We start from the raw sequence: 18,712 nt of genomic DNA, 5'->3' as shown, positions 1-18,712 counted from the left end.
GGCTGCCAACGAATGCCCCCGGACGGCGCCGGACATATCCGGCACCAAATTCCTAGCAAATCTGAGGGTTTGTAGACGTCGGTGGCCATCTCTGGAAGGTGAGATGGTGCCCAGGAGAGGACTCGAACCTCCACTCCTTGCGGAACACGGACCTGAACCGTGCGCGTCTACCAATTCCGCCACCTGGGCAACGGCGGCGTGATTACGGGCTGGCGAGGCGCTTGTCAATCGCTTCGCGTCTCCTCCTCCCCGCTTTCGTCGAAGGTCGTGGCGTTGCGGCTTCACAGGAGGCGCACGGAAGGCTAAACAGCGGCGGATCTCATTTCGAGACGACGAGGTTCTCGCGCATGTCCGCTCCCCTCAACGGTTCCGCCCAGGGTAGGCTCGTCACCGTCTTCGGCGGCTCGGGTTTCGTCGGCCGCCAGGTCGTTCGCGCTCTCGCTCGCCGCGGCTGGCGCATTCGCGCCGCGGTGCGCCGCCCCGATCTCGCCGGTTCGCTCCAGCCCTGCGGCAATCCCGGTCAGATCGCCGCCGTCCAGGCCAACGTCCGCCGCGAACACGCCTGGTCGGTCGAACGCGCCATCGAAGGCGCCGACGCGGTGGTCAATCTCGTCGGCCTCCTGGCGGAGGGCGGCAAACAGAACTTCGACGACGTCATGGCCGACGGCGCCCGTCTGATCGCCGAGAAGGCCAAGGCCGCCGGCCTCGACCGTATGGTCCACGTCTCGGCGATCGGCGCCGACGCCAACGGCACCGCCGCCTATGCCCGCGCCAAGGCGGCCGGCGAAGCCGCGGTGCTCGCCATCCTGCCGAATTCCGTCGTGCTGCGCCCCTCGGTGATCTTCGGACCCGACGACGGCTTCTTCAATCTGCTCGGCTTCCTCGCCTCGCTCACGCCGGTGATGCCGCTGATCGGCGGCGGCGCGACTCGCTTCCAGCCGGTCTTCGTGCGCGACGTCGCCGAAGCCGTGGCGAACGCGGTGGAAGGCGGGGCGAAGCCCGGCGCCGTCTACGAACTCGGCGGTCCCGAGGTGAAGACCTTCCGCGAATGCGCCGAGGCGGTGTGCGCCGCCACCCATCGCAAGCGCCCGATGGTGCCGCTGCCCTTCGCGCTCGCCAAGTTCCAGGCCCGCTTCCTGCAGCTGCTGCCGAAGCCGCTGCTCACCGTCGATCAGGTCGAACTGCTCAAGACCGACAACGTCGTGTCGGACGCCGCGGTCGCCGAGGGACGCACCCTCGCCGGGCTCGGCATCGAACCGACCTCGATCGAGGCCGAACTCGACGCCTATCTCTGGCGCTTCCGCCCGCACGGTCAGTTCGACCGCAAGCCGGCGTGAGATCGGGCGCGCGACGCTTCGACCCGGTCGAAGCTTCGCCGACCGATGTGAGGCGGCGAACCGGTTCGATCCTGCGACGAGGCCCCATGCGGGCCTCGTTTCGTTTCGCACTTGCGCGGCGGGACCGCCGGCGCCACGGCGCTTGTCCGCCGCGCGTCACCGGCCTATAGGGGAAGACCGAGCTCCGGCGATCGCCGCCCGAGCCGCCGATGGCCCCGATGCTGACGCTCCACCACCACCCCTTCTCCACCGCGAGCCGCTTCGTCCGTCTGGTCGCGGCCGAATACGGCCTCTCCCTCGATCTCGTGGTCGAGAAGCCCTGGGAACGGCGGCGCGATTTCCTGATGCTCAACCCGGCCGGCACCCTGCCGGTGCTGGTGGAGAACGACGGCCCGCCGATCTGCGGCGCCTCGGTCATCATGGAGTATCTCGACGAGACGCGCGGCTACGCCATGGGCGACCGCCGGCTGATGCCGAACCATGCCGAGACCCGCGCCGAGGTGCGCCGTCTCGTCGACTGGTTCCTCGGCAAGTTCGACGCCGAGGTCGTCGGCTATCTCGTCCACGAGAAGATCTTCAAGCTGGAGATCCCGCGCGACAAGGGCGGCGGCGAACCGGATTCGGCGGTGCTGCGCGCCGCCCGCGCCAACATCCGTCATCACCTGAAGTACATCGGCTGGCTCACCGCCACCCGCGACTGGCTCGCCGGCGGCCGGATCTCCTTCGCCGATCTCGCCGCCGCCGCCGCATTGTCCTGTGTGGACTATCTCGGCGAGGTGCCCTGGGACGCCGACGAGACCACCCGGGCGTGGTACGGCCTGATCAAGTCGCGGCCGTCGTTCCGCCCGCTGCTCGCCGATCGCATCTTGGCGATTCCGCCGGCCGCCACCTACGCCGATCTCGATTTCTGACCCGTCATGCCTGCGACCATCTCTGCGCACCGCCCCTTCGTCGTCGCCATCGACGGCCCCGCCGCCGCCGGCAAGGGCACGCTCGCCCTGGCGCTGGCCGACCATCTCGGCCTGCCCCATCTCGACACCGGCCTGCTCTATCGCGCCATCGGCAAGCTGATGGCGCTGCGCGGCTTCGATCTCGACGACGCCGAGCTGGCGGGTGAGTTCGCCCGCAACCTCGATCCCGACGACTTGAAACGCGACGACCTGCGCGGCCGCGAGGCCGGCGAACTCGCCTCGCGCGTCGCCGTCCACCCCGAGGTCCGCGCCGCCCTCGTCGACTTCCAGCGCGCCTTCGCCGCCCGCGACCCGGGCGCCGTCCTCGACGGCCGCGACATCGGCACGGTGATCTGTCCCGACGCGACGGTGAAGATCTTCGTCACCGCCTCGCCCGAGGTGCGCGCCCGCCGCCGCACCGACGAACTTCTCGCCAAGGGCCGCGACGTCGACTACGCCCGTATCCTCGAGGAGACGCGCGATCGCGACGATCGCGACAGCAATCGTGCCGTCGCGCCGCTGAAGCCCGCGGCCGATGCGGTGGTGCTCGACACCTCGAACCTCGACCGCGAGGCGGCACTTTCCGCCGCACTCGCCATCGTCGCCGCGAAACGCGCCGCCGAGGGCTGATTTCCGCCGTATCGTGCTTGCTCGAGACCGGCGCTTCCGCTATGGAACGCCGGTTCGCGTGGGATCACGGCCTTCGAGGCCCGAACTCGCGCGGACGGACATCCGGTTTCATCGTCGTTCGCCGGCGCCGGCCCGTGGGGAGAACTCCACGGCAGGTCCCCCACCCACGGGGATCCGGACATGATCGAACCGCCCCACGACACCAACCCGCCGGCGCACGCCGTATTCGGCACCAGGAGTTTCAATGTCTCAGATGAACCCCACCCGCGACGAATTCGCCGCCCTTCTCGAAGAGTCCCTCGAGCAGTCCAACCTCTACGAAGGGACCGTCGTCAAGGGCAAGATCGTCGCGATCGAGAAGGATCTCGCGGTCATCGACGTCGGCCTCAAGGTCGAAGGTCGCGTCGCGCTCAAGGAATTCGGCGCCCAGGGCCGCGACGGCGGCCTCAAGGTCGGTGACGAGGTCGAGGTCTATCTCGACCGTGTCGAGAACGCTCTCGGCGAAGCCGTCATCTCCCGCGAGAAGGCGCGCCGCGAAGAGAGCTGGACCCGTCTCGAGGAGGCCTTCGCCAAGAACGAGAAGGTCACCGGCCTCATCTTCAACCAGGTCAAGGGTGGCTTCACCGTCGACCTCGACGGCGCCGTGGCGTTCCTGCCGCGTTCCCAGGTCGACATCCGTCCGGTCCGCGACGTCGGCCCGCTGATGCACGTGCCGCAGCCCTTCCAGATCCTCAAGATGGACAAGCGCCGCGGCAACATCGTCGTGTCGCGCCGCACCGTTCTGGAAGAGACCCGCGCGGAGCAGCGTTCCGAGCTCGTCCAGAGCCTGCAGGAAGGCCAGATCGTCGACGGCGTGGTCAAGAACATCACCGATTACGGTGCGTTCGTCGACCTCGGCGGCATCGACGGCCTGCTGCACGTCACCGACATCGCGTGGCGCCGCATCAACCATCCCTCCGAGGTGCTCACGATCGGTCAGACCGTCCGGGTCCAGATCATCCGCGTCAACCCGGAGACCCACCGCATCTCGCTCGGCATGAAGCAGCTCGAGGCGGATCCGTGGGACGGCATCGTCGCCAAGTATCCCGTCGGTGCGAAGTTCGCCGGTCGCGTGACCAACATCACCGACTACGGCGCCTTCGTCGAACTGGAGCCGGGCATCGAAGGCCTGATCCACGTCTCCGAGATGAGCTGGACCAAGAAGAACGTCCATCCGGGCAAGATCGTCTCCACCTCTCAGGAGGTCGAGGTGATGGTGCTCGAGGTCGATCCGGTCAAGCGCCGCATCTCGCTCGGCCTCAAGCAGACGCTCGCCAACCCGTGGGAGACCTTCGTCGAGAAGTATCCGCCGGGCACCGTGGTCGAGGGCGAGGTCAAGAACAAGACCGAGTTCGGTCTGTTCGTCGGTCTCGACGGCGACGTCGACGGCATGGTCCACCTCTCCGACCTCGACTGGAACCGTCCGGGCGAGCAGGTCATCGAGGAGTTCCGTCGCGGCGACCGCATCAAGGCGGTGGTCCTCGACGTCGACGTCGACAAGGAGCGCATCTCGCTCGGCGTCAAGCAGCTCGCCGGCGACCCCTTCGAGAAGGCCGGCGACATCCGTCGCGGCGCCATCGTCACCTGCGAAGTGACCGAGGTGAAGGATTCGGGCATCGACGTGAAGATCGTCGACACCGAGTTCTCGACCTTCATCAAGCGCTCCGAGCTCGCGCGTGAGCGCGGCGACCAGCGTCCGGATCGCTTCGCCGTCGGCGAGCGCCTCGACGCCCGCGTCATCCAGTTCGACCGCAAGACCCGCAAGGTCGGCGTTTCGATCAAGGCGCTCGAAGTGGCCGAGGAGAAGGAAGCGATCGCTCAGTTCGGTTCGTCCGACTCGGGCGCCTCGCTCGGCGACATCCTCGGTGCGGCGCTGCGCGCCCGCTCCGAAGACAAGTGATACGAAGTCCGGATGATTCCATCCGGACCTGGTATTCCGCTCATCCGTGAACCTCGTCCACACGAGGGGTTCACGGATGAGTTCGATCCGGCGTCGCGAAGCGATCCGCCGGATCTCGTATGATCGGAGCCGGGTCTCTCCGGTTCCCCTCGCACGAAACCCGCGCCGGGCGACCGGCGCGGGTTTTTTCATGGGGCCCGAGCCGCCCGTCGCCCTCGCGAGCGCTCCCGGCGTCACGTTCGCGCGAGGGGACTGGACGAACGAATTACTTCGTCGCCTAATGCGGAAGGTCGTTCGCTTCTCGCCCGTTGCCGGCGCGAGAAGGCGGGCGGTCGGCCACGGGGCCGGCACGATCCGCAAAGGGGAGCGGCGGTGTCGACGACGCTTCTCATCCTCGATCTCGCCGGCGCGGTGGCGCTGCTGCTGTGGGGTCTGCACATGGTGCAGACCGGCATCCAGCGCGCCTTCGGCTCCGACCTCCGGCGCCTGCTCGGCCGGCTGGTGGGCGATCGCCTGCGCGCCGCCGCCGCCGGTCTCTTCGTCACCGCCGCGCTGCAGTCGTCGACCGCCACCGGCCTGATGGTCGCATCCCTCGCCGCCGACGGCCTGATCGCCACGGTCCCGGCGCTCGCCGTGATGCTCGGCGCCAACGTCGGCACGACCCTCATCGTCCAGCTCTTCGCCTTCGACGTCGGCCATCTCGCGCCGCTCGCCGTCCTCGTCGGCGTCGTCATGTTCCGCACCGGCGGTCTCACCCGCAGCCGCGATCTCGGACGGGTGGCGATCGGCCTCGGGCTGATGCTGATCGCCCTCGCCCGTCTCGTCGCGGTGGTGGCGCCGCATCAGCAGGATCCGACGGTGCGCAGCGTGATCGCCACGGTCGCCGGCGATCCCGTGGTGGCACTCCTCGTCGCCGCCTTCGTCACCTGGCTCGCCCATTCGAGTGTCGCCACCGTGCTTCTGGTGATGTCCTTCGCCGCTCAGAGGGTGATCGGCCCGGAAGGCGCGATCGCCCTGGTGCTCGGCGCCAATCTCGGCACCTCCCTCAATCCGGTGATCGAGGGACGCAGCGATCCCGCAGGTCGCCGCGTCGCCGTCGGCAATCTCGTCCTGCGCGGTCTCGGCGCCGTCGCGGTTCTCGCCGGCCTACCGTTCGTCGCCACCGCGACGTCGGCCCTCTTCGGCGATGCCGGCCACGCCGTGGCGCTCGCCCACACCGCCTTCAACGTCGCTCTGTTGGCGGTCGCGCTGCCGTTCCTCGTACCGGTCGCGCGGATGCTCGAAGCGTGGTTCCCCGATCGCGTCGAACCGCACGATCCCTCGCGTCCGCTCTATCTCGATCCCGCTGCGACCACGACGCCGGCCCTGGCGATCGGCCACGCCGCGCGCGAGGCGTTGCGCATGGCCGATCTGTTCGAGGAGATGGTGGTGGCGATGCGCGCCGCCCTCGACGATCGCGACCGCCGCCGCATCGCCGAGGCGGTCGGCCTCGACGACGCGCTCGATCGGCTGAACGGCGCGGTGAAGACCTATCTGTCGCGCCTCGAGCCCGACGGCCTCCAGGCCGGCGACGAGGCGCGGCTCGCCGCCGTCCTCGCCTTCGTCGTCAATCTCGAGAACGCCGGCGACATCCTCAAGCGCGACGTCGGCGCCAGCGTCGGCAAATACGTCGAGCGCGGCTTCGCCTTGGCGCCCTCGGCGGAGACCGAGATCCAGGCGGTGTTCGACCGCGTCCTCGCCAACCTGCGCGCCGCCGCATCGATCTTCGTCACCGAGAACCTCGCCGCCGCGCGCATTCTCGCCGCCGAGAAACAGGTCTTCCGCACCATCGAGACCCGCCTTCTCGCCGATCACTTCTCCCGCCTGCGCGAAGCGCCGAACGGCGCGCGCGAAGCGAGCGCCCTGCATCTCGACCTCATCCGCGATCTCAAGCGCCTCAACGATCATCTCGTCGCCGGCGCCGCCTATCCGCTGCTCGAACGCGGCGGCGATCTCATGAGCACCCGCCTGCGCGAGGCCGGAGCGACCCCGGGGTCGTGACCGTGGCGCTCGGCGGGTGCGGGCAGCCCTCGCTTGCGGCCACGGGCGAGCCCTGATACCCCTCGGCGGAACCCCGACCCGAGGATGACCCGATGCTCGATCCCGATGTCGTCGCCGATCGCCGCCGCCTGAAGCGCAAGCTCGGTCTGTGGCGGACGCTCGCCTTCGTCCTCGCGGTGGTGGCGATCCTCGCCGTCGCCGCCCGGCTCGGCGGCCTCGGCGATCTGGTCGACAAGGCCCGGCCGCACATCGCCCGTCTGACCATCCAGGGCGTCATGCTGCCCGATCGCAAGCTGCTCGAGACCGTCGAGACGCTGACGACGACCGATGCGGTCAAGGGCGTGATCGTCTCGATCGACAGCCCCGGCGGCGCCACCTCGGCTGGCGAAGGCCTCTACACGGCGCTGCGCAAGCTCGCCGCCAAGAAGCCGACGGTGGCCCATGTCGGCTCGCTCGCCGCCTCCGCCGGCTATCTCGCCGCCATCGGCACCGACCACATCGTCGCCCGCCGCACTGCGCTCACCGGCTCGATCGGCGTGCTCGTCCAGTGGGGCGACGTCTCCGACCTGATGAAGACCGTGGGCGTCAAGCTCGAAGAGGTGAAATCCTCGCCGATGAAGGCCGAGCCGAACCCCTTCAAGCCGACCTCGCCGGAAGCCCGCGCCATGCTCGACCGGGTGGTGAAGGACACCTACGCCTGGTTCGTCGGTCTCGTCGCCGAACGCCGCGGCCTCGCCGCCGACAAGGCGCAGGAGCTCGCCGACGGCCGCGTCGTCAACGGCGCCCAGGCGCTCCCGCTGAAACTCGTCGACGAACTCGGCGAGGAGAGCGTCGCCGTCGCCTGGCTGGAGAGCAAGGGCGTCGCCAAGGACCTCAAGATCCGCGACTGGAAGCCGGAGAAGAAGCTCGGCGACTGGCCGCTCGCCGAATCGATCGCCGCGGCCCTGGTCCGCGGCATCGTGTCCGGGCTGGGCCTCGAATCGGGGGTCGAATCGATCCGTTCGCTTGACGGACTGCAATCGCGCTGGCACCTTGGGACGGGCGAAAATCCGAGCAATTCCGGGGGGATCGGTCGATGATCAAGTCCGAGCTGGTGACCAGGTTGGCCGAGCGCAACCCTCACTTGTACCAGCGCGACGTCGAGCACATCGTCAACGCCGTCCTCGACGAGGTCACCGCGGCGCTGACCCGTGGCGACCGCGTCGAGTTGCGCGGCTTCGGCGCCTTCTCGGTCAAGAACCGCCCGGCCCGCACCGGCCGCAACCCGCGCACCGGTCAGAAGGTCGCCGTCACCGAGAAATACGTGCCGTTCTTCAAGACCGGCAAGGAGATGCGCGAGCGTCTCAACGACGGTGTCGATCTCGGCGACTGACCCGGCCGGACGCGCACGCGAGGAGAGAAGATCGGTGTTGTCACGCCTCCTGACCTGGCTCCTGGCGGTGCCCTTCGGCGCCGTCGTCGTCGCCCTCTCCGTCACCAACCGCAAGCCGGTGACCGTGGCGCTCGATCCCTTCCGGCCCGAGGATCCCGCCTTCGCCGTCGACGTGCCGCTCTTCGCCCTGGTGCTCGGCGCCATGGTCTTCGGCATCCTGCTCGGCGGCTTCACCGTGTGGTGGCACCAGCGCATCCATCGCCGCGCCGCCCGCGTCGGCCGTCGTGAGGCCGCTCGCCTCGCCGACGAGCGCGATCGCCTCGCCTCCGATCTCGCCGCGCGCAACGAGACCGCCCCCGCCGCCGGCCTCGCTCTGCCGGCCGCCGGACCGCGCCGCGTCGCCTGATCGGTCCGCGCGTCGTCCGCTCGTTCACGGTGGCGCCGCGACCGGACTCCGCCGTCCCGCTCCCACGGGGATCGCCATGCGCACCATCGACGCCGCCGCCATCGATTCGGTCCTCACCCGCGCCGATCTCGTCGAAGCGCTGCGCGCCGGTTTCCGCGAGGACGTGGTCACCCCGGTTCGCCATCACCATCCGATGGCGCGGGCCGGCGAACCCGACACCATGCTGCTGCTCATGCCGGCCTGGACCGACACGAGCCGCGGCGTCGGCGCCGATGCGGTGATGGGCGTGAAGCTCGTCTCGGTGGTGCCGGGCAACGCCGCTCGGAGCCTGCCGTCGGTGATCGGCGCCTATGTGCTGATGTCGGGCGTCACCGGCGAGCCGCTCGCCGTCCTCGACGGCACCCGCCTCACCCTGTGGCGCACCGCCGCGGCTTCCGCGTTGGCGGCCGACTTCCTCGCCCGGCCCGACGCCTCCCATATGGTGATGGTCGGGGCCGGGGCGCTCGCCGAACACCTGATCGAGGCTCATACCGCGATCCGGCCGATCCGCCGCGTCTCGGTTTGGAACCGCTCCGCCGACAGGGCGGAGGCCCTCGCGGCGAAATTCGCCGGCCGTCTCTGGGCCGTGAACGCGGTGAGTGATCTCGATGCGGCGCTCGCCGACGCCGACATCGTCTCCGCCGCCACCATGTCGAGCGAACCGCTCGTCCGCGGCGCCCGCCTCGCCCCCGGCACCCACGTCGATCTCGTCGGCGGCTACACGCCGACCATGCGCGAGGCCGACGATGCGGCGATCGCCCGCGCCCGCGTCTACGTCGACACCCGCGCCGGCGCGTTGAAGGAGGCCGGCGACCTGACGCAGCCGATCGCCGGCGGCATCCTGAAGCCCGACGACGTCGTCGCCGACCTCGCCGATCTGTGCCGCGGCCGCGATCCCGGTCGCCGCTCCGAGGCCGAGATCACCCTCTTCAAGTCGGTCGGCACCGCGCTCGAGGATCTCGTCGCCGCTCGCCTCGTCTTCGCCCGCATCGCCTGATCGGATGACGGTCGCGCCGTCGTCGGCTCGTGGCCGCCGGATCGGTGAACCGGCCGCCCGTCCGCTCGCGGCGGAACATGGTTAACCATCGGTGAAGATCCGCCGTGTCATCCTGGCCGGATCGATGCCCCCGGGAAATCCGTCATGCGCCGTCTCCCCCTTGCTCTCGCCCCCCTGCTCGGCCTCCTGTTCGCCGCCACGCCCGTAGCGGCCCAGGACACGGCGGAAGAAACCAGCCGAGCCGTCGCCAAGGTGAAGGCCGAGCTGCCCGCCGACGCCGCCAAGGTGCTGTTCGGCGGCGCGAAGGCGCCGGCGCCGCTCGCCGCCCGCTCGATCGGCGCCTATTCGCGCGGCTGCCTCGCCGGCGCCGTGGCGCTGCCGGTCGACGGCGCGACCTGGCAGGTGATGCGCCTGTCGCGCAACCGCAACTGGGGCCACCCGCGTCTCGTCGCCTTCCTCGAGCGCTTCGCCGACAGCGGCAGGTCGGTCGGTTGGCCGGGCCTCCTGGTCGGCGACCTGTCGCAGCCGCGCGGCGGGCCGATGATCACCGGCCACGCCAGCCACCAGATCGGCCTCGACGCCGACATCTGGTTCCTGCCGATGCCGGCGAAGGAGCTGAGCCGCGCCGAGCGCGAGACCCTCTCGGCGGTGTCGATGGTGAACATGAGGACGCGCGAGATCGACCCGTCGGCCTGGACCCCGACCCGCATGGCACTGGTGCGTCAGGCGGCGCTCGACGAAGACGTGGCGCGGATCTTCGTCAATCCGGCGATCAAGAAGGTGATGTGCGACACGGCGAAGGGCGATCGCGGTTGGCTCGGCAAGGTTCGCCCCTGGTACGGCCACAACTACCACTTCCACGTCCGCCTCGCCTGTCCCGCCGGCATGGCCGACTGCAAGGATCAGGCGTCGGTCCCGGACGGCGACGGCTGCGGCGCCGATCTCGCCTGGTGGCTCGGCCCGGAGCCGTGGAAGCCGTCGCCGCCGGAAAAGCCGCGCCCGCCGCTGAAACTGGCCGATCTGCCGGCGGCCTGCTCCCGGGTGCTGGTGGCGGAGTGAGGCTCCGCCCCGGACCGACCTCGTGAAATTCGGACTTGGTGAACTTCACGAGCCCGGTATCATACCGAGCCCATGAAGTTCCGACCTGTTCAGAACTTCATGGGCGATGGCAAGCCCGAACGGGCGTCGGCCGGTCAGGCGGTAACGCTGATGAATTTCGGACGAGTCCGAAATTCATCAGCCCGGTATCAGTGCCCGCCGATCGCCGGGCCTTCCGCCTCGTGCTGGACGTGGATGCGGTCCATCAGCGCCAGGAAGACGCCCGAGCCGACGAAGACGACGTGGATGATGGTCATCCACATGATGTCGCGGTCGGTGTACTTCGGGATGTCCATGAAGATCTTGAGCAGGTGGATGCCCGAGATGGCGACGATCGAGGCGATCAGCTTGAGCTTCAGTCCGGCGAAGTCGACCTTGCCCTTCCAGTCCGGTTGGTCCTCGTGATCGCCGACGTCGATCTTGGAGACGAAGTTCTCGTAGCCGGAGAAGACGACGATCAGCAGCAGGTTGCCGGCGAGCGTCAGGTCGATCAGCGACAGCAGCGCCAACACCACCTCGCTCTCGCTGGCGGTCAGCGCGTGGAGGGCGAACTCGGCGAGCCCCTGGAGGAACTTGAACATCAGGATGAGCAGCGCGCCGACGAGGCCGATGTACATCGGCGCCATCAGCCAGCGACTGGCGAACAACCCGCGTTCGATGAACCGTTCCACACCTTTCGACACATCCGTACCTTTCGTTCGACTTTCCGGGGGTGGCCCCCGGTTACCAGAGTTCTCGGAGCTCATCCAGCGCCGCGGCGGCGACCCGGGTCCGCGAACCGTAGAGTTCTTCCCCCAGTTCCAACGCCTTCTTGGTGAATTTGCGGCGCCGGCCGGCGATGAGATCGACCACCCCGGCGCGGCCTTCGCGTGGGCGCAGCAGCCGTTCGTCGGTCTCGATCCGCTGTTGGAGGACCGCCAGATCGTGTTCCTCGCCGAGGATTTCGCCGAGATCTTCGAGATCGCGCTGGAGGGCGTGGGTGGTGAGTTCGGTCTCGATCGGCACCAGCGCCGAGAGATGGCGGCGCTGCTTCACCCGCTTGCGCCAGTCGTGCAGCGTCTCGACGGTGAAGCCGTCGGTCAACTCGCGCCAGTCGCGCCGACCGCGGCGATAGGACGCGATCAGCGCGTCGGCGAGGAGGCGTCCCGCCTCGAAGCGATTGGGCAGCGATCGGGCGTCGGCCTCGCTCGCCCTGAGGCGTGACGCGACCTCGTCGAGCGGCGGCAGGGTGCGATGGGCCACGGCCCGTTCGATCTCCAGCCGTTCGACCAGGAGACCCGCGGCGGCGACGTCGCGCCCTTCGGCGCGGGCGAGGATGCGGCGCGCCTCGAACGTCGCCACGTCGGCGTCGCGCGCCGTGGCCAGCAGCCGCGCCGTGTCGCGCGCCAGGATCGTCCGGTTCTCGCGATTGGCGCCCGGCACCTCGTCGAGGACGAAGAAGATGCTGCGCACCCGCTTCAGCCGCCGCCGCACACGGTGGATCGCCTCCTCCGGCGCGATCGTCCGGTCGGTGAGCGCATCCCGGGCGCTGACGATCTCGCCGAGCAACACCCGCTTCAGTCCCTGCGCCAGCGTTTCGCCGGGCAGCAGATCGAAGCGGCTCTTTCCGGACGCGTTCGGCGCGATCTCCAGCGGCGTGTCGTCGTAGGACGAGGATCTCGGATCGTCTTCGAGGGCGGTCATGATCGAACTCCCGAAGGAAACCGAAGAGCGACGCGTCGACCCGCGAGGCCGACCCGGTCGGCGCTCGGGGGGCGTACGCCGGCGAGCCCGAGGGGCTTCGTCGGGAGTTCGGGTTCGAACATGCGCCTCCTCCTCTCCGGTGAACGCCGTTTCGTCGCCTCGGCGCTTCGTCGTCGGGCCGATGGGTGCTCCCGCGGGCGTCCTACGCGGGACCGGTCACCGATAGGGGCGCCGTTCGACGATTCCGTGACGCCCACCCCGTCGCGCCGCCTCGCCCGTCACGGAACGACCCCGATCGGGGCGACCCGTTTGCGGCCGAGCGCGATGAGAAGCGCGCCGATGATCGCGAGCAGCGCCCAGGTCGGCAACGCCAGCACCGTCCCGGTCGTGGCCGTCCAGGCCGCCGCGCCGATCCGCCCCTCGACGACGCCGCGCAGCGCGCCGAGCGACGACGGCGCCAGTTCGCTCCAGGCGGCGAAGCTCGAGGTCGTCACCACCTGCGACGCGGCGATCGACCTCATGCCGTCGATCACCGCGGCGACGAAGGCGCCCGCCACCGTCCACAATCCGAGAGTGCGCGCGATCATCCTGAGCATTCCGTCCGACCCTTCACTCCACGCCGCCGACCTGCCGTCGATTCGCCGGTCCGTCCCGATGAAACGTGGGGCTTCTCCCCGCGTGTCGCAACCGATCCGTCGCCGGAAGCGTCTCACGACCTCGATGTGTGCGATGCAACATGATTCAGCGGGGAAATTCAATCGATTACGCGCAATTTTATGCTCTCCGTGCCGCTTGCGCCGGGCAGCGGCTCCGGTTAACCGTTGCGACGAGAGGTCGCAGCCCCGAAGACCGAGACGAAGCGGCGGCCGGTTCCACGAAGACGAAGGGGATCCCCGAGAGGGCGCGCAACGGTACGATGCGCCGCCGCTCCGCCCGATCCCGGAGGGGGACGCGCATGGCGACGGACGACATCTCTCCGGCTCGGGCCGATCACGCCGGCCGCGGCCACAACGACGAACTCTCCGAAGCCGCTCTGTTCTTCCATCGCATGCCGCGCCCGGGCAAGCTCGAGATCCAGGCGACCAAGCCGCTCGGCAACCAGCGCGACCTGGCGCTCGCCTATTCGCCGGGCGTCGCCGCCCCCTGTCTCGCCATCCGCGACGATCCCGAGACGGTCGCCGACTACACCGCCCGCGGCAATCTCGTCGCCGTCGTCTCCAACGGCACGGCGGTGCTCGGGCTCGGCAACATCGGCCCCTTGGCGTCGAAGCCGGTGATGGAGGGCAAGGCCGTCCTCTTCAAGAAGTTCGCCGACATCGACGTCTTCGACATCGAGATCGACGCACCCACCGTCGAGCGCATGGTCGACACCGTCTCGGCGCTCGAGCCGACCTTCGGCGGCATCAACCTCGAGGACATCAAGGCGCCGGAGTGCTTCGAGGTCGAGCGCATCCTGCGCGAGAAGATGAAGATCCCGGTCTTCCACGACGACCAGCACGGCACCGCCATCATCGTCGCCGCGGCGATCCGCAACGGCCTGGAGATCGCCGGCAAGTCGCTCGCCGAGGTGAAGATCGTCGCCTCCGGCGCCGGCGCCGCGGCGCTCGCCTGCCTCAATCTCCTGGTCACGCTCGGGGCGAAGCGCGACAACATCTGGGTCTGCGACCTCGAGGGTCTCGTCTTCGAGGGCCGCACGGTCCACATGGATCCCTACAAGGCGATCTACGCCAAGGCGACCGACAAGCGCACTCTCGCCGACGTCATCGACGGTGCCGACGTCTTCCTCGGCCTCTCCGCCGGCGGTGTGCTGAAGCCGGAGCTGCTCGTCCGCATGGCCGACCGTCCGATGATCCTGGCGCTCGCCAATCCGACGCCCGAGATCATGCCCGAAGTCGCCCGCAGGCTGCGCCCCGACGCCATGGTCTGCACCGGACGCTCCGATTTTCCCAATCAGGTCAACAACGTCCTCTGCTTCCCCTACATCTTCCGCGGCGCCCTCGACGCCGGCGCCACCGCGATCAACGAGGAGATGAAGCGCGCGGCGGTCGAGGCCATCGCCGCTCTCGCCCGTGAGGAGCCCTCGGAAGTTGCGGCGCGCGCCTATGGCGGCGTCACCCACACCTTCGGGCCGGAATACCTCATTCCCTCGCCCTTCGATCAGCGCCTCATCCTGCGCATCGCTCCGGCCGTCGCCCGCGCCGCGATGGAGACCGGGGTGGCGACGCGGCCGATCCGCGATTTCGACGCCTATCACGACCGCCTCGTCCGCTTCGTCTTCCGCTCCGGTCTGGTGATGAAGCCGGTGACCGCCGTCGCCAAGGCGGCGAAGGTCAAGAGCCGCATCGTCTATTCCGACGGCGAGGACGAGCGCGTGCTGCGCGCCGCCCAGGTGCTGCTCGAAGAGGGCATCGCCACGCCGATCCTGATCGGCCGGCCCAGGGTGATCGCCACGCGCTGCGAACGTTTCGGTCTCAAGATCCGGCCCGACGTCGACCTCGAGGTCGTCGATCCGGCCCACGACCACCGCTACAACGATTACGTCGCCACCTATTTCGCCAAGGTCGGCCGCAAGGGCGTCACCCCGGACGCCGCCAGGACGATCGTGCGCTCCAACGCCACCGTGATCGGCGCCGTGGCGGTGGAACGCGGCGAGGCCGACGTGCTGATCTGCGGCCTGGAGGGCGGCTTCATCCGTCACCTGAAGGTGGTCGAGGACGTCATCGGCCTGGAGAGTCCGGAGGCGCATTTCGCCACCCTGTCGCTGCTCCTGTCGCAGCGCGGTTCGTGGTTCCTCACCGACACCTACGGTACGCCCGAGCCGACGCCCGAGGAAATCGCTCGCACCACCATCCTCGCCGCCCGTCACATCCGCCGCTTCGGCCTGCCACCCAAGGCGGCACTCCTGTCGGCGTCGAACTTCGGCTCGCGCGACCTCGCTTCCGCCGCCAAGATGCGGGCGGCGCTGGCCATCGTGCACCGGCTCGAGCCGGATCTCGAGATCGACGGCGAGATGCACGGCGACGCCGCACTCAACACCGCGGTGCGCGAGCGCATGATGCCGAATTCGCCGCTGAAGGGTGAGGCGAACCTGCTGGTCTTCCCCTCGCTCGACGCCGCCAACATCACGTTGAACCTGGTCAAGGCGATGACCGACGCCCTCCACGTCGGACCGATCCTGCTCGGGGCGGCCAAGGTGGCGCACGTGCTGACCCCCTCGGTGACCTCGCGCGGCGTCGTCAACATGTCGACGCTCGCCGCCGTCGAGGCCGGGTCGCGTGCCGCGGCGATGGCTTAACTCCGCCTTAAATCGCCCGAATTAGCGTCGGATGAGGGGTGCGCCGCCGCGCGCCGAGCGTGGCGCCAGGGTGGAGGGCGATTTGGCGAGACGGTCGGAATCGAGACGCGAACCCGTCTTCGACATGCCTGCCGACGAGCCGGACCGCCTCGACCTGCGCCTCGGCCCGGAGGACCGGCCGACGCCGATGCGCGGCCCCGCCCGCCGCCGTCCGTCGCGCGACCGTGGTCGCGATCGCCACGAGCCCTCCTTCGCCGCCGGCGAGGACGACGTCGCCGCTTCGTATCGCTCCGAAGAGCGGTCCCGCCGCCGGAGCGGCTCCGCCGACGAGACCGAGATCATGGACGAGGACGTTTCCGAACGCCGGCCCCGCCGCTCTCGCCGCAAGGGTGGTCGTCCGCCGGGCGGCTTCGGCCGGGCCCTGCGCCGTCTCGTCTATTGGGGACTGGTGCTGTCGATCTGGGCCGGCATCGCCGTCGCCGGCGTCGTCGTCTACTACGGCGCCCGCCTGCCGCCGACCTCCGAATGGGCGGTGCCGAAGCGCCCCGCCAACGTCAAGATCGTCTCCGCCGACGGCAAACTGGTCGGCAATCGCGGCGACACCGGTGGCGAGGCCGTCCGCCTCGCCGACATGCCGCCGTGGCTGCCCGGCGCCGTCGTCGCCATCGAGGATAGGCGCTTCCGCTCGCATTTCGGCGTCGATCCGATCGGCCTCCTGCGCGCCGTCGCGGTCAACCTCACCCGCCGCGGCGTCTCCCAGGGCGGTTCGACGCTCACCCAGCAGCTCGCCAAGAACCTCTTCCTGACCCAGGAGCGCACCTTCGGCCGCAAGGTCCAGGAGGTGCTGCTGGCGCTGTGGCTGGAGCACGAATATTCGAAGGATCAGATCCTCGAGCTCTACCTCAACCGCGTCTACATGGGCGCCGGCGCCTACGGCGTCGATGCCGCGGCGCGGCGCTACTTCGGCAAGTCGGCGCGCGAGGTGAACCCGATGGAGGCGGCGATGCTCGCCGGTCTCCTCAAGGCGCCGTCGCGCTACGCCCCCTCGCACGACCCGGAGAAGGCGCGCGGCCGCGCCGAAGTGGTGCTCGCCGCCATGGTCGACACCGGCGTGCTGACCCCCGATCAGCGCGCCATGGCGCTGGCCCAGCCGCACATGAGCTACGCCCGGGTCGACAACGGCTCGGAGAACTACGTCGCCGACTGGGTGATGGATCAGCTGCCGAGCTGGATCGGCGCCGTCGACAAGGACATCGTCGTCACCACGACCATCGACTCGTCGCTGCAGATGCTGGCGGAAGCCGCGTTGCAGGCCGGCATGGCGCAGTTCGGCGACAAGAAGGACGTCAGCCAGGGCGCGGTCGTCTCGATCGACCCGAGCGGCGCGGTCAAGGCGCTGGTCGGCGGCGTCGATTATTCCAAGAGCCAGTTCAACCGGGCGGTCCAGGCCAAGCGCCAGCCCGGCTCGACCTTCAAGCCCTTCGTCTATCTGGCCGCGATGGAGAAGGGGCTCACCCCCGACACCATCCGCTCCGACGAACCCTTCACCTACAAGGGGTGGAGCCCGAAGAACTACGAGAAGGGCTTCAAGGGCCCGGTGACGCTGAAGGACGCGCTCGCCCATTCGATCAACACGGTGGCGGCCAAGCTCGCCGTCGAGGTCGGCCCGAAGAACGTCGCCGAGACGGCGATGCGCATGGGCATCACCTCGCCGCTGATGGCGACGCCCTCGATCGCACTCGGCACCTCCGAGGTGACGCCGCTCGAGATCACCGCCGCCTTCGTGCCCTTCTCCAACGGCGGCCTCGGCATCGTCCCGCACATCGTCACCCGCATCACCTCCGCCGACGGCAAGGTGCTCTACGCCCGCAAGGGCTCGGGCATCGGCCGGGTGATCGATCCGGTGCCGCTCGCCGAGATGAACACCATGCTGGCCGAGACCCTCGCCTCCGGCACCGCCAGGAAGGCGCAGATCCCCGGCTGGCCGGCCGGCGGCAAGACCGGCACCTCCCAGGATTTCCGCGACGCCTGGTTCATCGGCTATACGGGGATGCTCACCACCGGCGTCTGGCTCGGCAACGACGACGGCGCCCCGACCAAGCGCGGCACCGGCGGCTCGCTCGCCGCCGTGGTCTGGCAGCGCTTCATGCTCGACGCCCACCGCGGCCATCAGGCGGTGGCGATCCCCGGAAGCAGCCTGCCGACCACGATCGAGCGGCTGGCGGGCGCCCCGTCGTCCGCCGATGCGGCGCTCCCCGCCGCCAGCGCCACCGCCGCGCCGCTGCCCACCTCGTCCCGCCCCCGTCCGGCCGACCCGGCGACCACCGGCAGCGTGATGCGGACCGAGGAGCGGCCGCGGGGCCTGACGGACCTGCTCGGAAAGCTCTTCGGCGGGTGAGACCCGTCACCGGACCTTCGGCGACTTCGGCGAGCCGCGGCGCCCATCAGCCCGTCCCGCCCGCACCCTCCGTCTCCTTCTCGATCAGCGCGTCGCGCAGGCGGAGGAGGGCGGTGCGGAAGCCGGGGCGGGCGGCGCCCATCGCTTCGAAGGCCGGCGCGGCATGGGTCGCCAGTTCGCCGTAGATCGTCTCCAGCGTCTCGCGACCCGTCGGCGTCAACTCGAGACGGACCTGCCGCCGGTTTTCCGCATCGCGGTGCTGGACGAGGATGTTCTTGGCCGCCAACGCACCCACGCGCTGGCTGACCAGCGACTTGCTCGTGTCGAGCAGTTCGCACACCTCGTTCTGCGTCGGCCGCCCCATCTCCCGCACCGCCATGGCGATGAGGAACTCGGCATAGCTGATGCCGTGGTCGTCGAGCACCAGGCGCCGCGCCAGCCGGTCGAAGCGGGCGACGATCTCGTGCATGAGGAAGACTTCGGTCTCGGTGAACCAGGACGAGGATTTCATCGTCGTTTGTGGGTCGA

General features: G+C 69.5%; 16 protein-coding genes and 1 tRNA gene. 12 read left to right on the top strand and 5 right to left on the bottom strand.

What is annotated here, in order from left to right; translation table 11 throughout:
• Positions 1-104 precede the first annotated feature (104 nt).
• Positions 105-189, bottom strand: a tRNA-Leu gene (locus tag V7Q42_RS15230).
• Between the two features lie 158 nt (positions 190-347).
• Between V7Q42_RS15230 and V7Q42_RS15225 the strand changes: the two genes are divergently transcribed.
• The 10 genes from V7Q42_RS15225 (at position 348) to mepA (ending at position 10,769) form a co-directional block, all read left to right on the top strand.
• Positions 348-1,337 (top strand): complex I NDUFA9 subunit family protein, encoded by a 990-nt coding sequence (locus V7Q42_RS15225; protein ID WP_333824947.1) that lies wholly within the window; start codon positions 348-350, stop codon positions 1,335-1,337.
• Positions 1,338-1,555: 218 nt separating this feature from the next.
• Positions 1,556-2,248 carry a glutathione S-transferase family protein gene (locus V7Q42_RS15220; RefSeq protein ID WP_333824959.1) on the top strand — a complete coding sequence of 231 codons (693 nt, stop codon included), beginning with the start codon at positions 1,556-1,558 and terminating at the stop codon, positions 2,246-2,248.
• 6 nt (positions 2,249-2,254) lie between these two features.
• On the top strand, positions 2,255-2,917 hold the full coding sequence (gene cmk, locus V7Q42_RS15215) for a (d)CMP kinase (RefSeq protein WP_333824946.1): 663 nt from the start codon (positions 2,255-2,257) through the stop codon (positions 2,915-2,917).
• A gap of 244 nt (positions 2,918-3,161) precedes the next feature.
• Entirely contained in the window at positions 3,162-4,856 is a 1,695-nt protein-coding gene (rpsA, locus tag V7Q42_RS15210; protein ID WP_333824945.1) for a 30S ribosomal protein S1, read from the top strand.
• 372 nt (positions 4,857-5,228) lie between these two features.
• A complete protein-coding gene (locus V7Q42_RS15205) occupies positions 5,229-6,896 on the top strand; it encodes a Na/Pi cotransporter family protein (protein ID WP_333824944.1) in 1,668 nt (555 codons plus the stop codon).
• A 92-nt stretch (positions 6,897-6,988) separates the two neighbouring features.
• Positions 6,989-7,975 carry a signal peptide peptidase SppA gene (gene sppA / locus V7Q42_RS15200; protein ID WP_333824943.1) on the top strand — a complete coding sequence of 329 codons (987 nt, stop codon included), beginning with the start codon at positions 6,989-6,991 and terminating at the stop codon, positions 7,973-7,975.
• Complete coding sequence (locus V7Q42_RS15195) at positions 7,972-8,268, top strand: integration host factor subunit beta (protein ID WP_333824942.1); 297 nt, start codon at positions 7,972-7,974, stop codon at positions 8,266-8,268. Before sppA ends, V7Q42_RS15195 begins: the two co-directional genes overlap by 4 nt.
• Before the next feature lie 34 nt (positions 8,269-8,302).
• Positions 8,303-8,674: a LapA family protein gene (locus tag V7Q42_RS15190; protein WP_333824941.1), complete on the top strand. Its 372-nt coding sequence runs from the start codon at positions 8,303-8,305 to the stop codon at positions 8,672-8,674.
• A gap of 76 nt (positions 8,675-8,750) precedes the next feature.
• Entirely contained in the window at positions 8,751-9,710 is a 960-nt protein-coding gene (locus V7Q42_RS15185) for an ornithine cyclodeaminase family protein (RefSeq protein WP_333824940.1), read from the top strand.
• A 144-nt stretch (positions 9,711-9,854) separates the two neighbouring features.
• Positions 9,855-10,769 (top strand): penicillin-insensitive murein endopeptidase, encoded by a 915-nt coding sequence (gene mepA, locus V7Q42_RS15180; protein WP_333824939.1) that lies wholly within the window; start codon positions 9,855-9,857, stop codon positions 10,767-10,769.
• Positions 10,770-10,957: 188 nt separating this feature from the next.
• On the opposite strand, the gene V7Q42_RS15175 is transcribed toward mepA, so the two are convergent.
• The 3 genes from V7Q42_RS15175 to V7Q42_RS15165 form a co-directional block, all read right to left on the bottom strand.
• Positions 10,958-11,479, bottom strand: a complete 522-nt coding sequence (locus tag V7Q42_RS15175) for a TIGR00645 family protein (protein WP_333824938.1) — start codon at positions 11,477-11,479, stop codon at positions 10,958-10,960.
• A gap of 52 nt (positions 11,480-11,531) precedes the next feature.
• Positions 11,532-12,491, bottom strand: a complete 960-nt coding sequence (locus V7Q42_RS15170) for a CHAD domain-containing protein (RefSeq protein WP_333824937.1) — start codon at positions 12,489-12,491, stop codon at positions 11,532-11,534.
• Between the two features lie 278 nt (positions 12,492-12,769).
• Positions 12,770-13,078: a hypothetical protein gene (locus V7Q42_RS15165; RefSeq protein WP_333824936.1), complete on the bottom strand. Its 309-nt coding sequence runs from the start codon at positions 13,076-13,078 to the stop codon at positions 12,770-12,772.
• Positions 13,079-13,446: 368 nt separating this feature from the next.
• On the opposite strand from V7Q42_RS15165, the gene V7Q42_RS15160 reads away from it, so the two are divergent.
• Both V7Q42_RS15160 and V7Q42_RS15155 read left to right on the top strand, forming a co-directional pair.
• A complete protein-coding gene (locus tag V7Q42_RS15160; RefSeq protein WP_333824935.1) occupies positions 13,447-15,786 on the top strand; it encodes an NADP-dependent malic enzyme in 2,340 nt (779 codons plus the stop codon).
• Between the two features lie 124 nt (positions 15,787-15,910).
• A complete protein-coding gene (locus V7Q42_RS15155) occupies positions 15,911-18,184 on the top strand; it encodes a transglycosylase domain-containing protein (protein WP_333824934.1) in 2,274 nt (757 codons plus the stop codon).
• A gap of 46 nt (positions 18,185-18,230) precedes the next feature.
• Here the strand turns inward: V7Q42_RS15155 and V7Q42_RS15150 are convergent, their stop codons facing one another.
• Positions 18,231-18,695 carry a MarR family winged helix-turn-helix transcriptional regulator gene (locus tag V7Q42_RS15150; protein ID WP_333824933.1) on the bottom strand — a complete coding sequence of 155 codons (465 nt, stop codon included), beginning with the start codon at positions 18,693-18,695 and terminating at the stop codon, positions 18,231-18,233.
• Between the last annotated feature and the right edge of the window lie 17 nt (positions 18,696-18,712).

Source organism: Pinisolibacter sp., assembly GCF_036782435.1.
Taxonomy (GTDB): Bacteria; Pseudomonadota; Alphaproteobacteria; order Rhizobiales; family Ancalomicrobiaceae; genus CALBKH01.
This window is presented reverse-complemented; position numbering and strand designations above follow the sequence as displayed.